At 73.9% G+C, this 26,349-nt stretch carries 24 protein-coding genes; 13 read left to right on the plus strand and 11 right to left on the minus strand.

Features of this window, described 5'->3' with window-relative positions; all coding sequences use genetic code 11:
• Positions 1-3: 3 nt before the first annotated feature.
• The 3 genes from ABT129_RS29505 to ABT129_RS29515 form a co-directional block, all read right to left on the minus strand.
• A complete protein-coding gene (locus tag ABT129_RS29505; protein ID WP_351907664.1) occupies positions 4-2,112 on the minus strand; it encodes a TOMM precursor leader peptide-binding protein in 2,109 nt (702 codons plus the stop codon).
• Positions 2,102-4,354 (minus strand): TOMM precursor leader peptide-binding protein, encoded by a 2,253-nt coding sequence (locus ABT129_RS29510; protein ID WP_351907666.1) that lies wholly within the window; start codon positions 4,352-4,354, stop codon positions 2,102-2,104. The genes ABT129_RS29505 and ABT129_RS29510 overlap by 11 nt, the downstream gene beginning before the upstream one ends.
• A gap of 206 nt (positions 4,355-4,560) precedes the next feature.
• Positions 4,561-6,528 carry an AfsR/SARP family transcriptional regulator gene (locus ABT129_RS29515; protein ID WP_351907668.1) on the minus strand — a complete coding sequence of 656 codons (1,968 nt, stop codon included), beginning with the start codon at positions 6,526-6,528 and terminating at the stop codon, positions 4,561-4,563.
• Positions 6,529-7,335: 807 nt separating this feature from the next.
• Here ABT129_RS29515 and ABT129_RS29520 point away from each other — a divergent pair.
• Complete coding sequence (locus tag ABT129_RS29520; RefSeq protein WP_351907670.1) at positions 7,336-8,529, plus strand: MFS transporter; 1,194 nt, start codon at positions 7,336-7,338, stop codon at positions 8,527-8,529.
• A gap of 203 nt (positions 8,530-8,732) precedes the next feature.
• On the opposite strand, the gene ABT129_RS29525 is transcribed toward ABT129_RS29520, so the two are convergent.
• Together ABT129_RS29525 and ABT129_RS29530 are read right to left on the minus strand one after the other, a co-directional pair.
• The gene (locus ABT129_RS29525) at positions 8,733-9,101 is read right to left on the minus strand and encodes a hypothetical protein (RefSeq protein WP_351907672.1); all 369 of its coding nucleotides are present in this window, start codon (positions 9,099-9,101) and stop codon (positions 8,733-8,735) included.
• 20 nt (positions 9,102-9,121) lie between these two features.
• Positions 9,122-9,823: a hypothetical protein gene (locus tag ABT129_RS29530; RefSeq protein ID WP_351907674.1), complete on the minus strand. Its 702-nt coding sequence runs from the start codon at positions 9,821-9,823 to the stop codon at positions 9,122-9,124.
• A 202-nt stretch (positions 9,824-10,025) separates the two neighbouring features.
• On the opposite strand from ABT129_RS29530, the gene ABT129_RS29535 reads away from it, so the two are divergent.
• Entirely contained in the window at positions 10,026-11,117 is a 1,092-nt protein-coding gene (locus ABT129_RS29535) for a mechanosensitive ion channel family protein (RefSeq protein WP_351907676.1), read from the plus strand.
• A gap of 24 nt (positions 11,118-11,141) precedes the next feature.
• On the opposite strand, the gene ABT129_RS29540 is transcribed toward ABT129_RS29535, so the two are convergent.
• Positions 11,142-12,941: an ATP-binding SpoIIE family protein phosphatase gene (locus tag ABT129_RS29540; RefSeq protein WP_351907678.1), complete on the minus strand. Its 1,800-nt coding sequence runs from the start codon at positions 12,939-12,941 to the stop codon at positions 11,142-11,144.
• Between the two features lie 368 nt (positions 12,942-13,309).
• The gene (locus ABT129_RS29545) at positions 13,310-13,741 is read right to left on the minus strand and encodes an STAS domain-containing protein (RefSeq protein WP_351907679.1); all 432 of its coding nucleotides are present in this window, start codon (positions 13,739-13,741) and stop codon (positions 13,310-13,312) included.
• 465 nt (positions 13,742-14,206) lie between these two features.
• Between ABT129_RS29545 and ABT129_RS29550 the strand changes: the two genes are divergently transcribed.
• The 3 genes from ABT129_RS29550 to ABT129_RS29560 are packed head-to-tail and all read left to right on the plus strand — an operon-like array spanning position 14,207 to position 15,925.
• Entirely contained in the window at positions 14,207-15,400 is a 1,194-nt protein-coding gene (locus ABT129_RS29550; RefSeq protein WP_351907681.1) for an alanine--tRNA ligase-related protein, read from the plus strand.
• A 55-nt stretch (positions 15,401-15,455) separates the two neighbouring features.
• Entirely contained in the window at positions 15,456-15,680 is a 225-nt protein-coding gene (locus ABT129_RS29555) for a DUF6479 family protein (RefSeq protein WP_351907683.1), read from the plus strand.
• A 32-nt stretch (positions 15,681-15,712) separates the two neighbouring features.
• Entirely contained in the window at positions 15,713-15,925 is a 213-nt protein-coding gene (locus ABT129_RS29560) for a hypothetical protein (protein WP_351907685.1), read from the plus strand.
• Here the strand turns inward: ABT129_RS29560 and ABT129_RS29565 are convergent.
• A complete protein-coding gene (locus ABT129_RS29565; RefSeq protein ID WP_351907687.1) occupies positions 15,922-16,098 on the minus strand; it encodes a hypothetical protein in 177 nt (58 codons plus the stop codon). The genes ABT129_RS29560 and ABT129_RS29565 overlap by 4 nt on opposite strands.
• A gap of 151 nt (positions 16,099-16,249) precedes the next feature.
• Between ABT129_RS29565 and ABT129_RS29570 the strand changes: the two genes are divergently transcribed.
• Positions 16,250-17,059: a polysaccharide deacetylase family protein gene (locus ABT129_RS29570; protein WP_351907689.1), complete on the plus strand. Its 810-nt coding sequence runs from the start codon at positions 16,250-16,252 to the stop codon at positions 17,057-17,059.
• 124 nt (positions 17,060-17,183) lie between these two features.
• Here ABT129_RS29570 and ABT129_RS29575 read toward each other — a convergent pair whose 3' ends face one another.
• Complete coding sequence (locus ABT129_RS29575) at positions 17,184-17,975, minus strand: alpha/beta fold hydrolase (RefSeq protein WP_351907691.1); 792 nt, start codon at positions 17,973-17,975, stop codon at positions 17,184-17,186.
• A gap of 4 nt (positions 17,976-17,979) precedes the next feature.
• Positions 17,980-19,638 carry an FAD-dependent oxidoreductase gene (locus tag ABT129_RS29580; protein WP_351907693.1) on the minus strand — a complete coding sequence of 553 codons (1,659 nt, stop codon included), beginning with the start codon at positions 19,636-19,638 and terminating at the stop codon, positions 17,980-17,982.
• Positions 19,639-19,872: 234 nt separating this feature from the next.
• Here ABT129_RS29580 and ABT129_RS29585 point away from each other — a divergent pair, with 234 nt between their 5' ends.
• The 7 genes from ABT129_RS29585 (at position 19,873) to ABT129_RS29615 (ending at position 25,171) form a co-directional block, all read left to right on the plus strand.
• Complete coding sequence (locus ABT129_RS29585; RefSeq protein WP_351907695.1) at positions 19,873-20,991, plus strand: SchA/CurD-like domain-containing protein; 1,119 nt, start codon at positions 19,873-19,875, stop codon at positions 20,989-20,991.
• 77 nt (positions 20,992-21,068) lie between these two features.
• A complete protein-coding gene (locus tag ABT129_RS29590) occupies positions 21,069-21,539 on the plus strand; it encodes a cupin domain-containing protein (RefSeq protein WP_351907696.1) in 471 nt (156 codons plus the stop codon).
• A complete protein-coding gene (locus tag ABT129_RS29595; protein ID WP_351907698.1) occupies positions 21,536-22,804 on the plus strand; it encodes a beta-ketoacyl-[acyl-carrier-protein] synthase family protein in 1,269 nt (422 codons plus the stop codon). The genes ABT129_RS29590 and ABT129_RS29595 overlap by 4 nt, the downstream gene beginning before the upstream one ends.
• Positions 22,801-24,048, plus strand: a complete 1,248-nt coding sequence (locus ABT129_RS29600) for a ketosynthase chain-length factor (RefSeq protein WP_351907700.1) — start codon at positions 22,801-22,803, stop codon at positions 24,046-24,048. Before ABT129_RS29595 ends, ABT129_RS29600 begins: the two co-directional genes overlap by 4 nt.
• Positions 24,049-24,071: 23 nt before the next feature.
• The gene (locus tag ABT129_RS29605; protein WP_351907702.1) at positions 24,072-24,332 is read left to right on the plus strand and encodes an acyl carrier protein; all 261 of its coding nucleotides are present in this window, start codon (positions 24,072-24,074) and stop codon (positions 24,330-24,332) included.
• 1 nt (position 24,333) lies between these two features.
• Complete coding sequence (locus ABT129_RS29610; RefSeq protein ID WP_351907704.1) at positions 24,334-24,813, plus strand: SRPBCC family protein; 480 nt, start codon at positions 24,334-24,336, stop codon at positions 24,811-24,813.
• Between the two features lie 25 nt (positions 24,814-24,838).
• A complete protein-coding gene (locus ABT129_RS29615) occupies positions 24,839-25,171 on the plus strand; it encodes a TcmI family type II polyketide cyclase (protein WP_351907706.1) in 333 nt (110 codons plus the stop codon).
• A gap of 87 nt (positions 25,172-25,258) precedes the next feature.
• On the opposite strand, the gene ABT129_RS29620 is transcribed toward ABT129_RS29615, so the two are convergent.
• Positions 25,259-26,308 carry a methyltransferase gene (locus tag ABT129_RS29620; RefSeq protein WP_351907707.1) on the minus strand — a complete coding sequence of 350 codons (1,050 nt, stop codon included), beginning with the start codon at positions 26,306-26,308 and terminating at the stop codon, positions 25,259-25,261.
• Between the last annotated feature and the right edge of the window lie 41 nt (positions 26,309-26,349).

Genomic DNA, 26,349 nt, shown 5'->3' on the forward strand with positions numbered 1-26,349 from the left:
CCGCTACGGGAAGGGATGGGGTGCGGGGTGGAGACCGGCGGCGCCCAGCGCCGCACGCGTCCGGGGCATGTGACGGGCCCGCTGCCGGGACCAGCCGAAGTCGATGGGCAGCAGACCGGGCACCAGCACCTTCACGGTGTGCAGCCCGAGGGCCCGCTGTTCGGGCAGCGTCTGGTCCACGACCACCACGTCGAAGCCGGCCGCCGTCACCGCCCCCACCGCGCGCGACAGGTCCTCGCGCAGGTCCGTGGAGACGGCGGCCCCGTCCGCGTCCGGCCAGGCCAGGTCGGCGACGGCCAGCGGCGGACGCGGGTCCTCCTGCCGCAGCAGGAAGTCCGCGTGCCGGCCCATCTCCGGGACGCCGTACACCAGGGGATGGTCGTGGAGCGTGGTGACCCGGGTGACGTCGGCCGCCATCGCCCGCAGCCGGGCCTCGTCGCGGCGGGTCCGGCCGACGAGGTTGACGGAGTCGGTGGCGATCTCGCAGAGCGCCGCGTCCAGGGCCGACTCGGGGTCGAGCCCGGCCCCCGCCCCGAAGCACATGCGGCCCACCCCGCCGTCGAAGCGTTCGGCGCAGGCCGTGACGACCGGCACGGGGAGGTCGTGCCGGGTGTCGAAGAACCGCGCCCGGTAGCCGTACATGGCCAGCCGGTCCACCATGTGCCGGGTGCTCGCCCGGACACTGGTCGACGGATCGATCTCGCGCAGCGGGACCTGCCCGTACCAGGCGAGCAGGAAGGCGTCCCGCTCGACGACCTCCATCAGGCCGAAGTAGACGGCCTCCTCCGTACTGCCGCCCGACGCGCACCCGTTGGAGCTCTCCTGCACGAAACGGTTCTCGAGACCGGGCGCGTGGTAGTACGCCAGGATCTCGGGCACCGCGCGGGGCTCGCCGTCACGCAGCGACCAGCCCCACACCCAGGGGATCCGCCGGTCCGGGGCGAACGGCCGCACCCGCGGGTTGTCGCGGTGGAAGCCGTCCGCGTACAGGCCCGTCCTCCGCGGGTCCACGGCCACCGCGCCGAGCTCGTCCAGGGACGCCGTGAGCCGGGCGGGCCTGGTCCGGGCACGCATCCCCGCATAGCGTTCGAGCCCTTCGAGGACCCCGATGCGCTGACTGCGCGCGAAGGTGTCGGCGTGGCCGCCCCAGAACGTCTCCCGCAGGTACTCCCCGGAGCGGGAGGAGAAGCAGCCGACGGTGGCCGACGTGGTGGTCGAGGCGACGTCGCAGACGACCGAGGGGCCGATCGCCCCCCAGTGCGGGTTGGCGAAGGCGTCCACGGGCAGCCGGTAGTCCTCGATCCGGCGCACCCGGAACACCCCGGGCCGGTACTTGGGCGCCGGCCGCAGGGTCAGCGCGGCGCCCTCGGGCGTGTCCGCCCCCGGCGTCCCGCACGAGGGGCACTCCGGGTCGGGCACGAGCGGATGGCTCCGCACGGTCAGGGCGTCCAGGTCGAGCAGCCGGACCCGGGGGTACGGGCCGGGCTCCGGACCCGCCTCCGCGACCCGCGCCACGAGTGCGGCCACCGCGGTGGCGGTGAACGGGACGTCGTAGGGCCAGGCGCCCACCGCCCGCGTCTGCGAACCGAGTTCGAGCCCTTCGCGCAGCGGCACGGACCGCACGCCCTGCCACCGCCGCTCCAGACAGGTCGCGCACCCGGCGGCGCCCCCGTCCGCCGGCCAGGGGCCGACGACGACCTGACGCCCGTACAGACGGACCGGGAGCCGCCCGCCCACGTGCCCGCCGGAGGCGTAGGCGTCCCGCACCCCGAGAGGGCCGACGGACACCTCGGGAACCGGCGTCCCGGCGGGGAACGGGATCTCTCCGAGCGCCACGCGCAGGGCATCGGCGAAGCGGGAGGAGCACGCGGAGCGCGCGGCGGCCGGGTCCGCTCCGTCCGCCGGGTCCGCTCCGTCCGGGGAGTCGGCGCGCGGCGGGGCCGTACGGTCGGCGCGGTCCGTGCCCTCGGCACCTGCCGGTGACAGGCCGACGGTGCGCGTGTCCGCCGGGGCGGCGCCGTCCGTCCGACCGGTGCCCGCCGGAGCCGCGCCCCCGGCCTTCAGGCGCGCCACGTGCTCGGCGCGCACCCGGGCCACCTGTTCAGCTCTCATCGGCGGCCGCCCGGGTGAGCAGGACGCGCACGGTGTGGATGCCCGCGGTCGGCAGGTCGGCGGCGTGCGTCGGGACGACCAGCGCGTCCCGGCCGGCGGCGGCGAGGCGGTCCAGGACCCGCGTCCACTCCACGGCCTCGCCCGGCCTCCGCACCGGCTCCGCGCGGGTGACCGGCACCAGCGCCGCGACCAGGTCCCGCAGCAGCGGATCGCCGTCGTCGGTGACGACGCCCTCCCCGGCCAGCTGGGCCTCCCCGAGGAGGTCCCGCACCGCGTCGACGGCGGCCGAGGTCAGGTCGAGGGCGGCTCCCACGGCCCAACGTCCCCCGCCGGCCGCACCGGTCGTCCTCGCCAGGACGACACCGGCCCCGGAGTGCGCCCGTTCGCCGAGGTCGAGCAGCTCGACCGTGAGCCCGAGCAGCGCGGCCGACCGGAGGAGGAACGTCGTCTCGGGGTCCTCGCCGAAGGCCTCGGGCGCGATCCGGGCGGTGTCCCCGGCGCCCGCGACGGCCCGGCGCAGGGCGTCGTGGGCGAGCGCCGACAGCAGACCGGCGGCCGCCGCCGCAGGCAGGTCCGAACCGGCCCCCGCCCCGGCCCGGGTCGGTTCGAACCGGCGGTCGGCGTTGTCCCGCCCGAAGGGACGGACGGCGCCGGAGGGGACCCGTACGGCCTCCTTGGTGATCAGGGAGGTGGCGGGGGTCCACGCGGTGGCACCGCCGGAACCGCCGGTCCCCGACGCGAGGGTGAGCGTCTCCGGGGCCACCGCGGGCAGGGCGTCGAGCGCCCCCTCGACGGGGCGGACGGCGGGGACCACGTGCTCGGCGTAGACCGTCGCGGCGGCGTCGAGGGCCCGCAGCCGGGCCCCGGCCGTGTGGTGCACGTCGAAGGCGGTGACGGTCCGGGTGCCCCGCGCACCGAGGCCGAGGACGACCGAGCCCACCTTGAGGGGGGTCTGCGTCAGCGGCTCGTCGGCGTAGGCCGTGAAGACCCCGGTGAACGGGCGGACGAGTGCCGAGCGCCGTTCGAGTGCGGCGAGCGGTCCCTGGGCGGCGTCGTCGTCGGGGGCGGTGCCGACCGTCGGCAGGAACGCGGGGCGGGCCGGGGCCGACGTCAGGTCGACCGGTTCGGGACGTCCCGCGGGGGAGGCGCAGAAGGGGCACCGCGGGTGGGCGAGGAGCGGCTCCGAGGCGACGTCGAAGGTGGCCGCCGACTGGACGAGCACCCGGTCCCGGGTCTCGGCCGGCAGGGCTCCGGTGACCAGGCGGAACACCTCGTACCCGAGCAGGTTCCCCAGCATCGCCGCGAGCGGCCCGGTCGGCTGGGCCCCGGGCGTGCCGGTGCCCAGCGCCAGACCGCTCCACAGCTCGGCGGCGTCGGCGGCGGACGTGCCGTCGGCGGCACCGAGCCGAAGGGCGGCGCAGGCCCAGCAGGACGCCGAGGCGGCCGTCATCGCCGGGCCGACGACGGCCGAGCCGCCGAACGTCCAGGCGGGCAGCAGCGTGCGGCCCCGCGGCACGCCCTCCCGCAGCAGCGGCAGCACCACGCCGGGGACGCCGGGCCCGGTGGCGACCACCACGTCGTACCCGTCGTACGCCGGCCAGCCCGCCGGACCCCGGCGCGCGTCCGGCCCCGGCAGGAGCCGCAGTTCGACGGGGCAGCCCTCCCCGGCCAGCGCGGCGGCCTCCCCGTGGACGGCCGCGAACTCCTCCGGGGTGACGGCGCCGCCGCCCTCGGCGAGGGCGCTCTCGACTCCCACGACCGCGCAGCCGTTCCGGATCAGGGAGAGCACGCACCAGCGGGCCACCGGGCCGTCGCCGAGGACCGCGACCCTGGTCCCCCGGTAGCGGGCGAAGCGGGTGTCGGCGGCGTCGGCGTAGTGGTCGATGTAGGCGATCTGCGGGGCGAAGCGGGCCGCGACGGCGGGGGGTGTCTCCGGCGGGGCGGCGGTCTCCTCCGGCGCCGGTACGGGGCGGGCGAATCCCCGCGCGTAGAGCGCCTGCACGAGTTCGCCCACCATCGCCTTCTGGGCGTCGCCGAATCCCGCGCAGATCTCCTCGACGGGTCTGCTGCCGTCCAGGTACGGCATGAGGAGCGTGGCGAACCGGTAGCCGGACTTCGCGGTGAGCTGGAAGCCGCCGTCGGCGTTGTGGAAGATCACGCCGTGGGGCGTCTGGGTGAACAGGACATCGCGACGGACTCGTGGCCGGGTTGCGGCGATCTCCGCGTACGACGTTGCGGTCATGCGTGCGTCACACCTCTCGTTGCGGGGCGAGATGGCGCCCGGGGGTGGGGGGCCTACTGGTGCTGGTGGGGTGCGGGTGTGCGGGGGTGCCGGGTGTGCGGGGGTGCGGGGGTGCGGGGGTGCGGGGGTGCGGGGGTACAGGGGTTCCGGGTCCGGTCCGGTGGGGCCCGGTCCGGTCGGCGGCAGGTGCGGGAGGGGTCCCGCCGTCACCTCAGGGCGGCGGGCCTGGCACCGTCCGTGCGGGGCAGGTGGGGGAGTTGGGGATGTTCCCCGTGCCGGGGCGGGCGCAGGAGGGCCGGGGCGTGGCCGGACGAGGGAGCCGCCGCACGGCGGGCGTGGGCCCGCAGCAGGTCGTGCGTCCAGAAGGCGCCCGGCTGTCCCTCCTCCAGGAATCCGGCGTCGAGGAGCCGCTCGATGAGCTGTTCCGTCGTCTCCTCCGGAAGGCCGAGGACGGAGGAGCCCCGGGCGGTGGTGAGCGGGTCGTGGGGCGAGGCGGCGAGGCGCAGATGGGCGTCGGCGAGCGCCGGGGGGAGCCGCCTCAGGGCCTCGTCGAGCCGGTGCGGCACGGACATCCGGGGGTCGTCGGCGAGGCTGAGCCGGCCGACGGGGTCGTGCCGGAGCCAGTCGGCGTAGTCGGCGAGGCGCAGCCGCGGCCGGGTGAGCAGCCGGGCGGCGGCGATCCGCAGGGCGAGCGGATGGTGTCCGCACGCGGACGCGAGGGAGAGCGCGGCGGCGGGTTCGGCGGCGACCCGCTCCCGGCCGAGGACGGCGGTCAGCAACTCCTGGGACTGCTCCGGACCGAGGGCGCCGAGCCGCAGCACGGCGCCGCCGTGCGTGGCGACCAGGGCGGCGAGCCCCATCCGGCTGGTGACGATCGCGGCGTCGCCCGCGTACGCGGTCAGCAGGGGACGCACCTGATCGGGGTGGACGACGTCGTCCAGGACGAGCAGGGCGCGGCCCCGGCCCGTCCCGGGCGCGCCGGGCAGCGCGCGGCGGAGATCCTCGGCGGCCTCCTCGGCCCGGCGCGGAGTGCCGTCCGGGTGGGTGAGCGGCACCAGGACGCGGCCGCCCGGACAGTGGGCGCCCACCAGATGGGCGACGTGCAGGGCGAGTGCGGTCTTGCCGATGCCGGCGGCTCCGGAGAGGACGGCGAACGGGGACCGCTCGGACCCGCCGCCCGCGCTCCCGCCGGACGCCCCACCGCCTTCGGGCGGGTCCGTGAACAGGCCCACCAGGGTGGCGACTTCGGCGCCCCGTCCGGTGAAGCCGGGCACGGTGGGAAGCGGCGCGGTGGGCGGTCGCACGGTGGCTAGCGACGCCGTGGGCGGCGGCGCGGTGGGAGGTGTGGCGGGGGCGGGCGGCGTCGCGGGGGTGTCGTGGTCCGGCTCCTCCGGGGAGGCCGCGAGCGTGACGGGACCGTGTGCCGGGTCGAGGGGGCCGAGGTCCTCGCCCCGCAGGATGGCCAGCTCCAGCCGCCTCAGTTCGGGCCGGGGATCCACTCCGAGCCGGTCCCGCAGATGGCCCTTGACCCTGCGGTACTCCGCCAGGGCCTCGGTCTGCCGGCCCGTCCGGTAGAGGGCCACCATCAGCTGCTCGGCGAACCGCTCGTGGGCGGGGTATACGCGCGTAACCTCCCATAGATCGACGAGTGCCTCGCGACATCGGTCCCGCTCCAGCTCGATGTCGCAGACCCGCTCCAGAACCCTCAGCCGCTCCTCCGCGAGACGGGGCACCTCGTCGCGGTGCAGCAGGTCGGAGGGGACGTTGGAGAGCAGGCCGCCCTGCCACAGGGCGAGGGCGGACCGCAGCGCGTACAGCTCGGACTCGGCTCCGGACGCGCCGGCCCGGGCGACGAGCCGGCGGAAGTGGAGCAGGTCGAGCGTCTCCGCGTCGGCGTCGATGCGGTACCCGCCGGCCACCGCGACGACGGCCTGGTCCTCGATCCCGTACTTGGCGAAGAGCCGGCGCAGCCGCAGCACGCAGCTCTGCAGGGCGGTCTTCGCCGTCGGCGGGTGCTCCTCGCCCCAGACGATGTCGCGCAGGCGGTCGGTGGGGACGATGGAACCGGGGCGGAGGAGCAGCGCGGCGAGCAGGGCCGTCGGCTTGGAGGGCGGGAGGACCACGAGGTCCCGTCCGTCGGTGACGCTCAGGGGCCCCAGCAGTTGGAATCGCACCGTCGTGTTCGCCTTCCTCGTCCGCTTGTGCCGGGTGGGGCCTCGGCGGGCCCCCGACGATGTGGTGCCGCGACGCGCTCGTGCCGTTCAGCGCGTCCGGAGGCGGCCGTGGTCGTACGGCCGGGGGCGAGGGGTCGGGGGCCGGGCGGGTGCAGCGGGCATGGCGAACCACCGGGGAAGGCAGAGGGGGAGGGGCGACGCGCTGGGCGGCTGCGGCCGAACGGGCGGCCTGGGCGGGGGAGCGGGAGTGGGGGTGACCCCGGTCGGCGCCAGGGTCAGGAGGAAGGTACAGGGGGTGTGGCGGAAAGGGGACGGGGCCTGCGTTCTTCCGGACATCTGTGGGTGCGCGGTTGACGGCGTGGGGCGCCCGTGCAACGACGCGGGCGTGGTGGGGGCGGCGTGAGGACTTGGTGAGGTCATGACACCTGGGGTCCGTTATCCGGACGGCGGCCGGGAAGCGGCCTCACCCCCGGACGGAGGTCCGGCGGGGTGCCTCCCAGCCGAAGAATGGCTCTTTTCCGACCACCCGAAGTGAGCCGTGGCGGCCGTGCGGGGCGGCGCCGACCCCTGGCTTCGCGCCACGTGCGGCCGTGACCAGGGTGAACGGCGGACCTCGACGGAACGACCCCGGTACGAACGGCGGGTGGGGCCACGTCCGTCATGGCCGGGGGCGACCGGACCACCCGGGTCCGCCGGCTTCCGGCCGACCCGCGGGAAGGCCGTCGTCGGGGCGAGGCGGGTGACGTTCTCGCGGTCGCCGCAGTTCGTGCCCCCGGGGCGACGGCCCCCGGGGTTACGGTCCGCTGCATGGAAGCTGAGCGTCAAGGCTGGCTGCGGTGCCTGCTCGCCGGGGCCGTGTTCGTCGTGTGCATGGCCGGCACCACCCTGCCGACCCCGCTCTACCCCCTCTACCAGGAGAAGTTCGGGTTCTCCGAGCTGACCGTGACCGTCGTGTACGCCGTGTACGCCTTCGGGGTCATCGGCGTCCTCCTCCTCGCGGGCAACGCGTCGGACACCATCGGCCGACGCCCCACGCTCCTCTGGGGCCTGGGCTTCTCGGCGGCCAGCGCCGTCTGCTTCCTCGTCGCCGACTCCCTGGGCTGGCTCTACGCGGGACGGCTGCTCTCGGGCCTCTCGGCCGGTCTCTTCACCGGCGCCGCGACCGCGTACGTCATGGAACTCGCCCCGCGCGGCGGCGCGTCCCGGGCGACGTTCGTCGCGACGGCCGCCAACATGGGCGGGCTCGGCTGCGGCCCCCTGCTCGCCGGGCTGCTCGCGGAGTACGCCCCCGAGCCGCTCCTGCTCCCCTTCGCCGTCCACCTCGGCCTCGTCGCCGTCGGCTTCGCCGTCCTGCTGTGGCTCCCCGAGACCGTGCGGGAGCGCCGGGGGTTGTCCGCCGTACGGCCGCGGAGGCCCGCCCTGCCCCCTCAGGTGAGAGGGGTGTTCGTGCCGGCGGCGATCGCCTCGTTCGCGGGCTTCGCCCTCTTCGGGGTGTTCACCTCGGTCAGTCCCGCGTTCCTCGCCAGGTTCCTGCACGTGGACAACCACGCCGTCAGCGGGCTGGTGGTGGCGCTGGCCTTCTTCGCCTCCACCGCCGGACAACTGGCCGTCGACCGCGTCGGGGTGAGGCGCTCCCTGCCCCTGGGCTGTGCCGTGCTCTTCGCCGGCCTGGTCCTCCTCGGGGTCGCGCTCGCCACGGACCTCCTGGTGTTCATCGTCCTCTCCGCCGTCGTCGGCGGTGTCGGACAGGGCCTCGCCTTCCGCGCGGCCCTGTCCTCCGTCGCGGCGGCGGCTCCGGCGGACCGGCGCGCCGCGGTGATCTCGACCCTGTTCGTGGTCGCGTACACGGGCATCTCGATCCCGGTGATCGGCGTGGGTCTCCTCGCCGATCCGCTCGGCCTCGAAGGCGCGGGGCTCGTCTTCATCGGCTGCATGCTGGTGCTGGTCGTCTCCGCCGCCGCGTACCTGATCCGGCGACCGGTGCCGAAGGGGAGCCCCTGACCCGCGTCCTGCGCCGTCCGCCCCCAGGGCGTCCGCGACAGCCCCCGCCGCCCCCACCGGCCCTCGCCAGGAGACGGGTGCGGCTGGACCCTCGCCAGAAGACGGGTGCCGCCGGACCCTCGTCTGACGGCGGGTGCGGCCGGGCCCTCGTCGGACGACGGGTCCGGCCGCCCCCGTCCGACGGCGGTCCGGCAGGCGCCCCGTCAGACGGCGGTGAACACGTCCTCGGGCATGTCGCGGAGGACGAACCCGTTGTCGAGGCGGACCCGGAGGGTGGCCAGGAGCCCGCGCTCCTGGTGGGCGAGCCACGCGGGTTCGAGCGCGCCGATCCGCTCCTCCAGCTGCCCCCTGCTCCCCGACGGCATCTGGTGGCCGAAGTCGTCCAGGAGGGACTTGAGCCGTTCGTACTCGCGGACCTCCTGGCTCTGGGACCGGTCGACGTCCACCCGCTCGACGGTGCCCTCGGTGCCCGCCGCCAGCGACAGGAACCCGACGACAGCGCCCGGCTCCGCTGGGGACTCCGCGGCCAGGGCGACCGGACCCGGCCATGCGAGTTCCACCGCCAGCCTCACGCGCCCGCCCACCGTCGGGGTCACTTCGTGCCTCCGATCGGCAGGGCCACGACCGGGCCCGTGGGGTCGGGCGTGCCCGGGCCGAGATCCGCGAGGGCGAGAGCCCTGGCGACGGCCGGCAGGTCGAGCGGCTCCTCGGGATGGGAGGGAAGCAGGCGGTCCAGCAGGAGCGCCGGGTCGAGGCGGTGTGCCTCGGCGTCGGCCAGGAGCACGTCCGCGCCCGGCCCGCCGGTCGTGGCGTCGACGCGGTCCGAGAGCACGCCGAGCACCTGCTCGCGGTCCACGAAACCGGTCAGGCCGCAGTCCAGACCGTCGTCGTCGAGGTCCTCGGGGTACGGGGCACGGGCCCAGGCACCGTTCTCGTACCAGTACACACAGCCCAGTTCGTCCCCCTGGAGCCGGTCGCGCAGCTCCTCGTACGGGAGCCACTCCGGTGCCCCGGCCAGCATGTCGATCGGCGGCTCGTGCCACTTCACGCCGCTCGACTCGTCCTCGCCGTAGAGCACGAACCGGCCCTGGCCCATGCGGGACAGGGTCCACCAGGTGCAGCCGGAGTCGTCGTGGTGGAGTCCCTCGTCGTCGATCCAGAGACCGGTGCGGTAGCCGCTCCCGCGCCGCTCGTCCTCGGTGGTCGCGTCGACGGCGGCGAGCAGGGCCCACCGGGCCCAGAGCGCCTCGCCCGGCGGAAGGTCCTCCGGTACTCCCGGACGGTGGATGGTCATGCGTGCCCCGTGTGTCGTCGTTCCGATGGTGATCACGGCAACAGTACGGGGGATTCGGCGGGTGACCCCTCGGCGGCGGACGACACGGCGGGCGTCGCGCGGGTCGGCGACGCGGTAACCGCGCCGGGACCGATGCCGGTTCCCCGCGCCGAAGCTGGGCAGGCGAGGAGACGTACCCATCCGACACCCTTGCCGAGGAGACATGGACAGCGTTCTTCGTTTGACCGTCGTCGTGGGCGGCTCGCTCCTGGTCACCGTCGCCGGCGGCCTGCTCGCCGACCTCCTGCTGCGCCGCGCGGACTCCCGCCACCGCGAGACCCCGCTGTGGGGCCTGCTGCGCCGCTGCCGCACCGCCTTCCAGATCGTGCTGTTCGCGGCGCTGCTCCGCGGCTCCCACCGGGCGATCGACTGGCCCCCGGTGCGCGAGCACCAGGCGCTGATCGGGCACGTGCTGCTGCTCGTGCTGATCGGCGCGGGCGCCTGGCTCGCGATCCGCATCGTCGAGGCCGTCGTCGAGTCGAGTTACGCGCGCTACGCGTCAGGGAGCCGGGAGGCGGCCAAGGTGCGCCGCGTCCGCACCCAGGTCACCCTGATCATGCGGGTCGTGACCGTGGCCGTCGGGGTCGTGGCCGCCGCCGTCATGCTGGTGACGTTCCCGAACTTCCGTGCCCTGGGCACCTCGCTCCTCGCCTCGGCCGGCATCATCGGCGTGGTGGCGGGCGTGGCCGCCCAGTCCACCCTCGGCAACCTCTTCGCGGGCTTCCAGATCGCCTTCGGCGACATGGTCCGCCTGGGCGACACCGTGGTGGTCGACGGCGAATGGGGCACCGTCGAGGAGATCACGCTGACCTTCCTCGCGGTCCGCACCTGGGACGAACGGCGGGTCACCATGCCCGTCTCGTACTTCACGGCCCGACCGTTCGAGAACTGGTCCCGCGGCGGCATCGAGATGACCGGCACCGTCATGGTCCACTGCGACCACTCCACGCCCGTGTCCCTGATGCGTACGGAGCTGCGCACGATCCTCGAAGCCTGCCCGACCTGGGACGGCCGGGGCTGGGACCTGGCCGTCACCGACACCACGCCCACGGGCATCACGGTCCGCGCCGTCGTCACGGCCAAGGACCCCGACGACCTGTGGACCACCCGGTGCGCCGTACGCGAGCAGCTGGTCGCCTGGCTCGCCCGCCGCCACCCGTACGCCCTGCCCCGCGTCGCCACCGCGCCTGCGGTCGAGGAGTCCCCGGCGAGCGGTCGTACCGGCGAAGGGGCGTGGGCGCCCCTCCACAAGTGACGGGCCCGTCGCGCCGACGCGGCCTCAGTCCGGCAGGTTCTGCTCCGCCCAGACCACCTTGCCGGTGGCCGTCCGGCAGGAACCCCATCTGCGGCAGAGCATGTTGATGAGCTGGAGGCCGCGACCGCCCTCGTCGCTCAGCTCCGCGTGCTGGATCTGGGGCAGGTCGGGGCCCGTGTCGGAGACCTCCACGACGAGGCGGTCGCCGCGGAGCAGCCGGAGTTCACCGGGGCCGTTGCCGTAGCGCAGGGCGTTGCCCACGAGTTCGGAGACGACCAGCTCGCAGACGTCCACCAGCTCCGTGAGCTGCCACGCGGCGAGCTGGTCCCTGACCAGCCCCCGGGCGACGGACGCGGCGCGCCCCTCCCGCGGCAGGGGCCACACCTGGAGGTCGGCGGAACCGGCCTTGGTGGTCGTCGCGGTGAGGAGCACGGCCTCGTCGAAACGGGCGGCGCCGGCCGGCGCGCACTCCACCAGGCCGCCCCCTTCGAGCGCCTCGGGCGCCAGGTCGCGGGCGGCCGTGCGCAGCCGGTCCAGCTGGTGGTCCAGGTCCGCGTGGCGGGACTTGACGAGACCGTCCGTGTACATCACCAGGTCGCCGCCCTCCGGCACCCGCAGCCGGACGGGGTCGTACGGGATGACGCCCGCGCCGAGCGGCGCGCCGATCGGGAGGCCGACGAAATCGGCCGCGCCCCGCCCGTCGAGGAGCAGCGGCGGCAGGTGTCCGGCACTGGCCAGCACGTAGCTGGAGTCCGCCGGGTCGTGGACGGCATAGAGACAGGTGGCGACCTGCTCGTCCTCCAGGTCACGGGTGGCGAGGTCCAGCCGTGCCAGGACGCGCTCGGGGGCCATGTCCAGGGTCATCAGGGTGCGGGCGACCGTCCGCAGGCGGCCCATGGTGGCGGCGGCCGACAGACCGTGCCCCATCACGTCGCCCACCATGAGGGCCGTGCGCCCGCCGGGCAGGGCCATGACGTCGTACCAGTCCCCGCCCACCCCCCGATGGGCCGTCGACGGCGCGTACTCGGCGTGCACCCGCAGTCCGGGCGTCACCGGTGTCGCGCGCGGCAGCAGACTGCGCTGCAACGACACGACGTGCTCCCGCTCACGGCCGTACAGCCGGGCGTTGTCGATGAAGACGGCGGCCTGGGAGGCCAGTTGTTCCGCGAGCGCGAGGTCCGTGGCGGAGAACGGCGGCGATCCGGGGCCCCGGACGAAGTCCGCGCTGCCGAGCAGCAGCCCGCGGGCGATCAGCGGCACCGCCATGTAGCTGTGGACCCCGGCCGCACGCATCTGCGACGCGGCGCTCGGGGTCGGGGCGACCCTGATGAAGTCGTCGTTCCGCATCCGGCTGAGCAGGACCGACCTGCCCTGCCGCAGGCAGTACCGGTGGAGCAGCGTCTCGTGCTGCTGCTCGGCCCGGACGAAGGTCTCGCCCACCGGTGTGGGCTCCAGCGAGGACAGCTCCTCCACGGCGCAGAGCGCGGTGGCCCGCATCGGGGGGACACCGGTGCCGGTCCACCGCGAGCCCTCGTTGCCCCGCAGGATGCTCTCCAGGATGTCGACGGCGGCGCCGTCGGCCAGGTCGGGCACGGTGAACTCGGCGAGCTCCTGGGCGGTGCGCTCCAGGTCCAGCGTCGTGCCGATCCGGGCGGTCGCGGTATTCAGCCAGGCCAGTCGGCCGCGGGTGGTGAGCCGGTCGACGGAGTCACCGCCGCCGCTCCGGTCGAGGCGTCGACGGGCGGCGGCCGAGCGATGCGCCGCCGCGCTCCTCCCGGCCGAGGCCCGGCTGGTCAGGAGTCGCTTTCTGCTGCCGCCGTACACTCTTTCGGCCTCCCGACACCCACTCGACGCCTCTTGGTCCACAGCATGCACCGGAAGCGTTCCCGGCGCAGCATGCATGCGGAATCCGGATGTGCAAGTAGATGCGCGGCCACCGGCCCCGGCCGTCGCGCCACCGGCCCCGGCCGTCGCGCCACCGGCCCCGCCCGTCGCGCCGCAGGTCCGGCCCGCGTGCCACCGGCCCGGCCGGGGAGCCGCCGGTCCCGGCCGTGGAAGTGGCCGGGACCGGCCGTGGAAGTGGCCGGGACCGGCGGCCGGGACCGGTGGGAGGGACCGGCGGCCGGGACCGGTGGGAGGCGCGGCGCGGCCGGCCGTCACCGGTGACCCGCGCCGACTTCCGCGCCGGTCCGCTAGGCCGGGGAGCCCACGAGCCGCGGCGGGAGCGCCGCGCGGCCGGGCCCCGCCGCCGCGGTCGTTGCGGTCGGTGCGCCCCGCCGGGACGCACGCCGTGACCCCGAGGCCGCCGCGGCCAGGAGGTGCCTCACGGCCCGGGAGCTGTTGACGAGCCGGAGGCGGCGTCCCTTCCGGGGCCACCAGGCGACGGCGGCGAGGAGCCCCGAATCGCAGAAGGTGACCAGGGAGGTGTCCAGCACGAGACCGGTGTACCCGTCGGCCGCCGCCGAGGCCAGGAGCGCCCGGAGCGGGGCCGAACTGAAGCGGTCGACCTCCCCGGCGACGTGGACGACCAGGGTGGGGCCGAGCGTGGTGCAGGAGCGGACGAGTATGACGCCGGGCGCGGTGTCCGCGCCCGAGTCGTGCACGGAGGGAAGAGCGTCGATCACGAGAGTGTCGGACAGTATCGGTGCGGTGCTTGAGGTGCTCACATCCCCATCAACGCCTGCCTCCCGGTGCCAGGAAACGAGCCACGCGCCCCTTTCACCCCATCTGACCAGCACCGTTCCCCGTAAGGGAGAAAGATCCACCCGAATGAGGGTCATGATCGCGCGGACGAGCGAGGGCCTCGCCGGTACGGTCGCCGCGCCGGCGGCGCCAGGCGGGGCGGGGCGGAAAACCGCGTGCCCGCCGGACGGGGACGGGTTATCGTCGGTCCCATGAACGTCACCGGCCGAAGCCTCACCGCCACCGCGCGAGCGACCAGCTCGCCGGTTGCCGCCGTCTGACTTCCCCCCTTCCCACTGGCGACCGGAAACGGCCCGCCGGTGGTTCCGTGGCTTCTCCGCCCGTACGACGACCGTGCCGGTCCGTTCTCCGGTGCCTCCCTCGCCGTCACGCACAGGAGTCACCCCATGAAGACCGAACACATCGCCCGCACGTTCGTCGAGTACTTCGAGGAGCGCGGCCACCGCCGCGTCACCGGCTCGACGCTCCTGCCCCCGCCCGGCGACCCGGTGCTCTTCACCACCTCCGGCATGCACCCCCTCACCCCGTACCTGGAGGGGCGCCCCCACCCGGACGGCAGACGTCTCGTCAACGTCCAGCGCTGTCTGCGGACGACGGACCTGGAGGAGGTCGGCGATGCCACCCATCTGACCGTCTTCGAGATGCTCGGGACCTGGTCGCTCGGCGACTACGAGGGCCCCGAGAGCCTCGACTGGGGATACGGCCTGCTCACCGAGGGGCTCGGCGTCGATCCGGGCCTCCTCCACGCCACCGTGTTCGGCGGGGACGACCGGACGGGCCCGGACGAGGCCTCCCTGGAGCTCTGGCAGCGCCGCGGCGTCCCGGTCGAGCGCACCGTGCGCGACAACTGGTGGTCCAACGGGCCGACGGGCCCCTGCGGCCCCGACTCGGAGATCTTCCTGTGGAGCGGGGACACCCCGCCCCGTTCGACACCCACCCGGGACGACCGCTGGGTGGAGGTCTGGAACCACGTGATGATGCGCCACCGGCGCCTCGACGACGGCTCCCTCGTGCCGCTGCCCCAGCGCAACATCGACACCGGCCTCGGCCTGGAGCGGCTCGCCTCCCTGCTCCAGGGGAAGCGGTCCGTGTACGAGTGCGACGTCTTCGACCCGTGGCGCCGGCTCGTCCCCCCGCTGTGGCCGCTGGACGAGCCGTCCCTGCGCGTCACCTACGACCATCTGAGGTCGGCCGTCGTGGTGATCGGCGACGGGGTGCGCCCGGGCAACACCGGTCAGGGGTACGTGCTGCGCCGCCTGGTCCGCCGGGTGCTCACCGTGCTGTGGCGCGAGGACCCCACCCGCACCCTCCAGGACCTGCCGACCGAGCTGATCGAGCACACCCTGGACCACTTCCGGCAGGACGTGGACCCGGGAGACGTCCGCGGGACGCTGCTCGACGAGGAACGGCGGTTCGTGCGTCTCCTCGAACGCGGCCGGCGGGTCCTCGCCCGCCCCCGGTTCCGGCGCCCGCTGGAGGAGGACGACCTGCGCTATCTCCACGACACCCATGGACTGCCCCGCGACCTGGTCATGAGTCTGCGCGGGGGACGGGTGATTGATTCCCCGACGAAGGGGTAGCCGGAGGAGCCAGACGGTTTGATCCGTTTCGTCCGTCACGACAGGAAGGTGCTCCATGCATGTCGCGACTCTCTCCGCCCCCGCGCTGGCCGCCGAAGGGTCACCCGCGCTCCTGCTGATGCTCATCGGGGTGGTGGTGGCCCTCCTGCTCGTCGCCGCCTTCTGGTGGGGCTCACGGCGTGCGGCCCGCCGCCGCGCGTCCGCCCCCGTCGCCCAGCCACCGGCGGCCGAGGCGAAGCGGGACTCCTGGACGGCACCGGAGGACCGGCCGGACCGGTGAGCGGCGGCCGGACACGACGGAATGAGGACACGATGAACGAGAACGAGCGGCGGTACGACCGCCCCGCCCGGACCACTCCGGCGCACGCGGAAGGCGAGAGCGGCGACCGCAAGGCGCGCCAGGACGCCGAGGAGGCCGTCGCCTCCCGTGCGGGTGACACCGACCGGGAGGGCGAGGACGGCCACCGCGCCAAGCGTCAGACCCCCGGCGTGGGCCGGGAGGAACAGACCTCGGAACGCGACTAGCGGTCGTCGCCCCCGCCCGGGACCGTGCCGGCTCCGGCACGGTCCCGGGCGGCCGAGGAACCGATGGCCGCCGGGTCCCTCCACACGCCGTCCACGCACAGGTACGCGCCCTTGATGCCGCCCTCCGTGGTCCAGGCGCGGGCCGGATCTTCCGTCTGAGTGACGTCGCCCACTTCACGCCCGTTCACCCGGCCTGGGACAACGGCGCCGGCGCACCGCTGTGTCACGGGACCGGAACAGCGCCGAACGGGTGAAACCTCGTGGTGGTCTCTTCCGTCCTCCCCTCCGGGAGAGCGTCAAGAACGGACGAGGAGTGGCACTGACATGGGGCTGAAGGGCACGTACACCGCACACATGGCCGTGGCGGCTTCGGCGGTGGGGATAAGCCTGGCGGCGTGGGGAGCCACCGCGCTGACGAACACCGAGGCCGCCGCCCGGGCGGGGACGGGCTCGCACGGGACCGCGCCCGCGGAACGGGACGGCAAGCCCGGGCAGGCACCTCCGCCGGTTTCGAAGGTGAGGATGCCCGAGGGGATCGCCCACGCCGCCGAGGCCGGAGGTACGGCCGTGAACATCACCATCGACGACGGTCCCGACCCCCGGTGGACGCCCCAGATCCTCGACATCCTCAAGGAACACCGCGTCAAGGCCGTGTTCTGCATGGTCGGTCCCCGGGCGCGGGAGCACCCCGACCTGGTCAAGCGGGTCGTCGCGGAGGGCCACCGCCTCTGCGACCACACCATCTCCCACGACACCACCATGGACAAGAAGTCCGTCGCCTACCAGAAGCAGCAGATCCTGGAGGCGAAGAAGATGATCGAGGACGCGGCCGGGGGAGCCACGGTGGAGTACTACCGGGCGCCGGGCGGCGCGTTCACCCCCGACAGCCGGCGGATCGCGGCCCTGTCCGGGATGCGTCCGCTGGGGTGGAACGTCGACACCAAGGACTTCGAACTGCCGGGCACCGCCGCCATCGTCGGCACCGTCAAGAACGAGCTCTCCAACGGGCCGACCATCCTCTTCCACGACGGCGGCGGCGACCGCGCGCAGACCGTCGCCGCCCTGAGGCAGGTGCTGCCCTGGCTGAAGGAGCAGGGACGCACCTTCAGCTTCCCCGTCCGCACGACCCCCTGAGGCACCGTCGACCCGCCCGGCGCGACCAGGACGACGGCGAACGCGCCCGCCCCGTCCCTCGGCCTCCGCCCGGACCGGGCGGAGGCCGAGGGACGGGACGAGCGCGTCCCGCGTCCGGCGGTGACTACCCGCCCTGTGACACCGCGCGCCGGATCGGCATCATCGTCTCCACCGCGTCCTGCGCCAGGTGGTCGAGGATCATCCGGTTGACCCGGTCCGGCTGTTCCAGCGGGACCAGGTGGGACGCCCCGGGCACCACGGCGAGCTGGGACCCCGGGACCGCGCGGTAGAGGGCGATCGTGTGCTCCAGGGTCATCATGTCGTCGTCGCCGGACATGACCAGAGTGGGCGCCCGCACCCGCGCCAGGTCCTCGGGGGTGAGCGTCGGCTGGGTCCGCCACATGTCGATCACCTTGTCCGCCACCACCGGCCAGTGGTCCGCGCCGTCCGGTGTGGCGGCCACGTACAGCTCGCGGAAGAACTCCAGGTCCGGGCCGTCTGACGTCATCGCGTCGAGCATCCCCGGATCGGCGAAGCACTCGGGGGAGGGCCGGAAGGTCGCCCCGATCAGGACCACCCTGCGGACCAGGTCCGGCCGGGCGGCGGCGACGAGCAGCGCCACGACGCCGCCGTCGCTCCACCCGACCAGATGCGCCGGACCCTCGACCACCCGTTCCAGGAACGCGACCGTGTCGTCCGCCATGTCCTGGTACGACAGCGGCCCCGCCACGTCCGGGGTGTGCCCGTGCGCGCGCCGCTCCGGCAGGAAGAGGCGGTACTCCCCGGCCAGGTCGGCACGCTGGGCACCCCAGGTGTCGTTGGTGCAGAACCCACCGTGCAGCAGGACCAGCGGATCGCCGTCGCCCTGGGTCTCGTACCAGGTCCTCACACCGGAGAGGTCGACGTACTCGCCCATCGGATCAGCCCTTGTCCAGGATCGCGGTCAGGGCCTCCCGCAACGCGGTCTCGGGATCGGCGGAGGCCTCCGGGGACCGCCAGGCGACGAACCCGTCGGGACGGACGAGCACCGCACCCTCCGCGGTGACCCCGTGGGCCTCGGCCCAGTCGGTGCCGGCCGCCGGGGACAGCTCCGCGTCCGGTCCCGCACCGATCCGGTACGAGTCGAGCGGGACGGACAGCCGTCGCGCGACGCGCCCCGCCGCCGTGTGCCAGGCGCCCGTGCCGCCCGCGGAGCTCAGGAGCACCAGGGACCGCTCGTACAGGTCGAGGGAGGAGATCCGCTCGCCGTCGCGCTCCAGCCACAGGTGGGGCGACCGGGTCCCCGGCTCGCCCGTCAGCCGCAGCCCGTCGGGCACGACCGGCTGCGTGCCGTCGCCGTCCACCACCGCGCCCCGCGGATAGCGGTAGCCCAGCACCACGTTGAGGATCCCGCCCTTGCGGCCCGCCGGGCCGCCGGCCCCGGGATCGGGGGCGTACCCGGGGTGGCTGTGCTCGACCGAGCGTGAGGAGGCGCGGGCGCTGGTCGCCTCCGCGACGGGGCGGCGCTCCGCGTCGTAGGACGCGAGCAGGCCGGGGCCGGCCCATCCGCCCAGGACGGCGGAGAGCTTCCAGGCGAGGTTGTGCGCGTCCTGGATGCCCGTGTTGGAGCCGAACGCCCCGGTGGGCGGCATCTCGTGGGCCGAGTCGCCGACGAGGAACACCCGCCTGTCCGCGTACCGTTCGGCGATCCTCTCGGCGGCGTGCCAGGGGGCTCTGCCCGTGATCTCCACATCGAGGTCCGGGACTCCCACGGCCCGCCGGATGTGGTCCCGGCACCGCTCGTCGGTGAACTCCTCCAGGGTCTCGCCGCGCTCGGGGTGCCAGGGGGCGTGGAACACCCAGCGCTCCTGGTTGTCGACCGGCAGGAGGGCGCCGTCGGCGCCGGGATCCGTGAGGTAGCAGACGATGAAGCGCCGGTCGCCGACGACGCCGGCGAGGCCGCGGGAGCGGAACGTGACGCTCACGTTGTGGAACAGGTCGCCGGGGCCGTTCTGCGCGATGCCGAGCCGCTCGCGCACGGGGCTGCGCGGACCGTCCGCCGCGACGAGGTACTCCGCGCGCATGGTGGTGTGCTCTCCGGTCTCGCGGCTCTTGACCTGCGCGACCACCCCGTCGCCGTCCTGCTCGAACGACATCAGCTCCGTCGAGAAGCGCAGGTCCCCGCCCAGCTCACGCGCCCTCTCCAGCAGCACCGGCTCCAGGTTGTTCTGGCTGCACAGGCACCACCCGGCGGGGCTGAACCGGGCGAGTCCGCCCCCGGGGTCGATCTCCTTGAACAGCCACTCGCCGGCGTCACCCACCAGGCTCGGCGCCTGGAGGATGCCGTTGTTGTCCGACAGGACCGAGGCGGCCTCCTGGATCGCCCGCTGCACCCCGGCCGTCCGGAACACCTCCATCGTGCGCACGTTGTTGCCACGCCCGCGCGGATGGACCGACGTGCCCGAGTGGCGCTCCACCAGCGTGTGCGGCACACCGAGACGCCCCAGGAACAGCGAGGTGGACAGGCCGACCAGAGAGCCGCCGACGATGAGCACGGGCGTGCGGTGACCGACCTCGCCGGTCCCTTCGAATCGGTTCATCGAATGCCTCCAGCGTCACCTGTGACGCGAGTCGGGGGTGGGAAGGAGATCCATGCCCTGCGCGGACCGCTTCCCGCGTTCGGAGCACCCGAATGACGCGCGGTTCACTCATCCGCCCCGTGGGACTCGCGCGACTCGCCGAGGCACGCCGACGATCGGCACATGACGACCCCTGCCCTCCTCGGGCAGGGCGGATCCTTCCGACCCTCCCCGAAGAGAGAAGAGGTGTGCCGGATGACCACGTCGGCACGTATCTCCCAGTCGGCGTTCGACGGCTCCAGGCTGCGGGTGATCCTGCTGCTCGACCTGTACGAGGGCGCGCAGCAGCAGTTCCTGGAGGCGTACGACCTCATGCGCCGCCAGGTCGCCACCGTCCCCGGTCACATCAGTGACCAGCTCTGCCAGTCCATCGAGAACCCCTCGCAGTGGCTCATCACCAGCGAGTGGGAGAGTGCTCCGCCGTTCCTCGCCTGGGTGAACAGCGAGGAGCACGTCGAAACCGTCAAGCCGATGCACAGCTGCGTCCGGGACACCCGGTCGATGCGCTACAGCGTGCTGCGCGAGACCGGAGTCCGCGAACCGCTCGCGCAGGCCTCGGCCGGCGTGCAGGTGGCGCCCCGCGTGGGTGACGGAGTGGCCCGCCACGCCCTCACCTTCACCGTCAAGCCGGGCTCCGAGTCGAAGGTCGCGGAGCTCCTGGCCGGGTACGAGTCGCCGAAGGCCCAGGTCGACGAGACCACCCGGCTGCGCCGCACCTCGCTCTTCATGCACGGCAACCGCGTCGTGCGGGCCGTGGAGGTGGAGGGCGACCTCCTGGTGGCCCTGCGCCACGTCGCCCGCCAGCCCGAGGTGCGGGCGGTCGAGGAGGCCATCAACCCGTACCTGGAGCAGGACCGGGACCTGACCGACCCCGAATCGGCGCGCGTCTTCTTCACCCGGGCCGCGCTCCCGGCCGTCCAGCACGTGGTGTCCAGCCGCCCGGCCCCGGCCGAGCTGCGGCGTCACGCCCTGTACTACCCGGCCAAGGAAGGCCACGGCATGGAGCTGGCCCAGCTCCTCGCCCGGCAGGACGCCGAGGCGGCCGAGGACCCGGACAGCCCCGTGTACGGCAGCACCGTCTTCCACCGCGACGACATCGTGGTGCGCCTCATCGACATCACGGGCGACCTCGACCTCGACCCCGTCGCCTCGCTCGGTCTCAAGGGCCCGCGGAAGGCCGCCGAGCTGGAGCGGCTCCTCGACGGCGCCGCGATCGGCGTCGAGGGCTCCCTGACGACGGACCGCAACATCAACCGGCTCCTGTCGCACGCCGACATGCTGCCCGTCACCGACCGCACCTCGGCGGAATCCTGAGGGTTCCCGACGTGCCGCCGCGGCCCAACCCGTGACCGTTCTCCCGGACGTCACCGCCACACTCGGAGGTATCAACCATGCTTCATCAGCGTCCCCGCATCGTGAAACTGAGCGAGACGGAGCCCAACCGCAGGCGCGGAGGTGACCTGCGGGCCATGCTCACCCCGGCCACGGTGGGTTCCACCAGCGGCTTCATGGGCCTGGCCATCGTTCAGCCCGGCGAGCGCATCGGTGAGCACTACCACCCGTACTCCGAGGAGTTCGTGTACGTCGTCTCCGGCGCGCTCGAAGTGGACCTGGACGGGGAGACGTACGCGCTCAGGCCCGAGCAGGGGCTCCTGATCCCCATCGACGTGCGCCACCGCTTCCGCAACGTCGGCGACGAGGAGGCCCGGATGGTCTTCCACCTGGGCCCCCTCGCACCCCGGCCGAGCCTCGGCCACGTCGACACGGAGGACACCGATGAGGCCGAGCTCGCCGCCGCCGGGCCGCACCTGACCGTGGGCGATCCCGGGCAGCCGGCCGAGCGGAGCGGGGCGATCGAGTGAACCGGCGCGTGGCCGTCACCGGGATCGGCGTGGTCGCCCCGGGCGGCACCGGAGCGGCGGCGTTCTGGGACCTCCTCGCCGAAGGCCGTACCGCGACCCGCGGCATCACCCTGTTCGACCCGGCGGGCCTGCGCTCCCGCATCGCCGCCGAGTGCGACTTCGACCCGCTCGCGCACGGCCTCGACCCGGAGCTCAGCGCCCACGCCGACCGGTACATCCAGTTCGCCGTGGTCGCCGCCGGAGAAGCCGTCCAGGACTCCGGCCTCGACACCGACACGGAGGACCCGTGGCGCGTCGGCGTCTCCCTCGGCAGCGCCGTCGGCGGCACCACCCGGCTCGAACACGACTACGTCCTGGTCAGCGCGGGCGGACAGCGGTGGGACGTGGACCACCGGGCCGCCGACCCGAAACTCCACATGGCGTTCTCCCCGAGCACCCTCGCCTCGGTCGTCGCCGAACGGTTCGGCGCCCGCGGCCCGGTGCAGACCGTCTCCACCGGCTGCACCTCCGGTCTCGACGCCGTCGGCTACGCCTTCCACACCATCCAGGAGGGCCGGGCGGACGTCTGCATCACGGGGGCGTCGGACTCCCCGATATCGCCGATCACCATGGCCTGCTTCGACGCCATCAAGGCGACGTCGCCCGACAACGACGACCCCGCCCACGCCTCCAAGCCCTTCGACAACCGTCGCAACGGCTTCGTGATGGGCGAGGGCGCGGCGGTCCTCGTCCTGGAGGAGTACGAGCACGCCCGGGCCCGCGGTGCGCACATCTACTGCGAGATCGGCGGCTACGCCACCTTCGGCAACGCGTACCACATGACCGGTCTGACCGGTGAGGGACTCGAGATGTCCCGGGCGATCGACAGCACGCTCGACCAGGCCCGGCTCGACCCCACACTGATCGACTACGTCAACGCGCACGGCTCCGGCACCCGGCAGAACGACCGGCACGAGACGGCCGCCGTCAAGCGGTCCCTCGGCGCCCACGCCTACGACACGCCCATGAGCTCCATCAAGTCGATGGTGGGACATTCGCTCGGAGCGATCGGCGCGATAGAGGTGGCCGCCTGCGTCCTCGCCCTGAAGCACCAGGTCGTACCGCCGACGGCGAACTACGAGATCCCCGACCCCGAGTGCGACCTGGACTACGTGCCGCGCACCGCCCGCCCCCGGAAGCTCAGGAACGTGCTCTCCGTCGGCAGCGGCTTCGGCGGGTTCCAGTCCGCGGTGCTCCTGACGGAGCCGGCAGGGAGGACACCATGAGCACCGAGCGCCCACGGCGCGCCGCCGTCACCGGCATCGGGGTGATCGCCCCCAACGGACTGAGCGCCGGGACGTACTGGAAGTCCGTCCAGGAAGGCATCGGCGTCCTGGACCGGATCACCCGCGAGGGCTGCGAGCACCTTCCGCTCAAGGTCGCGGGCGAGGTCCGCGGCTTCGACGCCGCCGCCCTCATCGAGGAACGCTTCCTCGTCCAGACCGACCGGTTCAGCCACTACGCCATGGCCGCCGCCCAGCTCGCGCTCGACGACGCGGGCGTCGGCCGGGACGACCCCGAGGATCCCTTCTCCATCGGAGTCGTCACCGCCGCCGGGTCCGGCGGCGGCGAGTTCGGCCAGCGTGAGCTCCAGAAGCTGTGGGGCCAGGGCTCCAAGTTCGTCGGCCCGTACCAGTCCATCGCCTGGTTCTACGCCGCGAGCACCGGCCAGATCTCCATCCGGAGCGGCTTCAAGGGACCGTGCGGCGTCGTCGCCAGCGACGAGGCCGGCGGCCTGGACGCCCTCGCCCACGCGGCCCGCGCCGTACGGCGCGGCACGGGCGCCGTGGTCGTCGGCGCCGCCGAGGCGCCCCTCGCCCCGTACTCGATGGTGTGCCAGCTCGGCTACCCCGAGCTCAGCACCGTCGAGGAACCCGACCGCGCCTACCGCCCCTTCACCGCGGGAGCCTGCGGCTTCGTGCCCGCCGAGGGCGGCGGCATGCTCGTCGTGGAGGACGAGGACCGCGCCCGCGACCGGGGAGCCACCGTCCGGGCCGTCGTCGCCGGACACGGCGCCACGTTCACCGGCGCCTCCCGCTGGGAGGAGTCCCGGGAGGGACTCGCCCGCGCCATCGGGGTCGCGCTCGCCGAGGCCGACTGCGCCCCGGAGGAGATCGACGTCGTCTTCGCCGACGCCCTCGGCGTCCCCGAGGCGGACCGCGCCGAGGCGCTGGCGATCGCCGACGCCCTGGGGGCACACGCCCGCCGCGTGCCCGTCACGGCGCCCAAGACCGGGTTCGGCCGCGCCTACTGCGGCGCACCCGTCCTGGACACCGCGGCCGCCGTCCTCGCGATGGAACACGGCCTGGTGCCCCCCACCCCCCACGTGTTCGACATCGACCACGACCTCGATCTGGTGATGTCCCGCGCTCGCCCCGCCGAGCTGCGCACGGCCCTCGTCCTCAGCAGGGGACTCATGGGATCCAACGCGGCGCTGGTAGTGCGCCGCGGCGGCGACACCGCCCGGTAGACCGGGCGGGAAGGAGAACAGAGATGATCACCACCGAAGTCACCTTCGACGAACTCGCCACGCTGATGAAGCAGGCGGCCGGAGTCACCGTCGACCCCCGGGAGCTGGAGAGGACGTCGGAGACGCCCTTCAGCGTCATCGGCCTCGACTCGCTCGGCCTGCTCGGCATCGTCGGCGAGCTGGAGAACCGGTACAGCCGGTCGCTCCCCACCGACGCGGAGCGCTGCAAGACGCCGGCCGAGTTCATCGGCCTCGTCAACAACTCGTTCAGGACGGGAGTCTGACGTGCCGGGACACACCGACAACAGCGTCACCATCGACGCCCCCCTCGACCTCGTCTGGGACATCACCAACGACATCGAGAACTGGCCCCGGCTCTTCAGCGAGTACGCCTCCCTGGAGGTGCTCTCCCGCGAGGGCGACTCGACGACCTTCCGCCTGACCATGCACCCGGACGAGTCCGGGAAGGTCTGGAGCTGGGTGTCGGAACGCACCGTGGACCGCGAGAGGCGCACCGTCAACGCCCGCCGCGTCGAGACCGGACCGTTCGACCACATGAGGATCCGGTGGGAGTACGAGGAGACACCGGCCGGCGTCCACATGCGTTGGGTGCAGGACTTCGCGATGAAGCCCGACGCCCCGGTCGACGACGACTGGATGACGGACAACATCAACCGCAACTCCCGCACCCAGATGGCCCTCATCCGGGACCGCATCGAGCAGGTCGCCCGTGAGCGCCGGCACGCACCGGTCCTGCCCGGCTGACCCCCACACCCAGGAAGGACACTCGATGCACCACGCCCTGATCGTCGCCCGTATGGCGCCCGGTTCGGCGCCGGCGATCGCCGACGTCTTCACCGACTCCGACCGCGGCGAACTGCCGCACCTGGTCGGCGTCTCCCGGCGCCGCCTGTTCCAGTTCGGCGACGTCTACCTGCACCTCATCGAGTCGGAGCGGGACCCGGCGCCCGCCATCGCGAAGCTGACCGGGCACCCCGAGTTCCGGAGCGCCAGCGAGCGACTGTCGGCGTACGTCAGCGCGTACGACCCGGAGACCTGGCGCAGCCCCAAGGACGCCATGGCGCAGTGCTTCTACCGCTGGGAGCGGGACGCCGGTTCCTGAACGAGGCCACAGCGGACATCCCGAGGCCGCCGACTCCGTGAGAACACGGGGCCGGCGGCCTCGGGATTTTCCGTACGCCCCGCGGGATCAGGCGGGGACGGTGCACTCGAAGGCGTGGAGGTACGCGTTGACCGGCCGGATCTCGCCGATGAGGAGGCCCGCCTCGGTCAGCCGGTCGACCAGGCTCTGCCGGGTGTGCTTCGCACCGCCGACGTTGAGGAGCAGCAGCAGGTCCATGGCGGTGGTGAACCTCATCGACGGGGTGTCGTCCACGAGGTTCTCGATCACGACGACGCGGGCACCCGGCCGGGCCGCCTTCCGGACGTTGGCCAGCGCCCTGCGGGTGCTGTCGTCGTCCCACTCCAGGATGTTCTTGATGACGTACACGTCCGCCTCGACCGGGATGGACTCGCGGCAGTCCCCGGGCACGATCCGGACCCGGGAGGCGAGCGAGCCGCCCTCCCGGAGGCGCGGATCGGCGTTCTCCACCACCCCCGGCAGATCGAGCAGCGTGCCGTGCAGATCCGGGTGGCGCTCCAGGAGGCTCGCCAGGACGTGCCCCTGACCGCCCCCGATGTCGGCGACGGAGGAGACCCCCGTCAGATCGAGCAGGTCGGCGACGTCCTGCGCGGACTGCCGGCTCGACGTCGTCATCGCCCGGTTGAACACGTACGCCGACTCGGGGGCGTCCTCGTTGAGGTACGGGAAGAACTCCTTGCCGTACACGTCCTGGAAGACGCCCCGGCCGGAGCGTACGGCCTCGTCCAGCTTCGGCCACACGTCCCAGGTCCACGGCTCGGTGCACCACAGCGCGATGTACCGGAGGCTGTGCGGGTCGTCCTCGCGCAGCAGCCGGGACATCTCGGTGTGGGCGAAGGTGCCGTCGGGCCGCTCCTCGAAGACGCCCTGGCCGACCAGCGCGCGCAGCAGTCGGCGCAGGGTGCCCGGCTCGGTCTCCACCGCGGCGGCCAGCTCCTCGACGGTGCGGGGGGTGTCGCCGAGGGCGTCCGCGACGCCGAGGCGGACGGCCGCGCGGACGGCCGCGGCGCGCGCCGCCCCGAAGACGAGCTCCCGCAGCCGCATGGGCGCCGGGGGCGCCGGTTCGAGGGTCGTGGGTGCCGGATCAACAGTCGTCATCTGTCGCCTTGTCTCTTCTGTCGTGCCGTGGGTGGGGGAGG

This window comes from Streptomyces sp. NPDC002057 (assembly GCF_040296665.1).
Classification (GTDB): Bacteria; Actinomycetota; Actinomycetes; order Streptomycetales; family Streptomycetaceae; genus Streptomyces.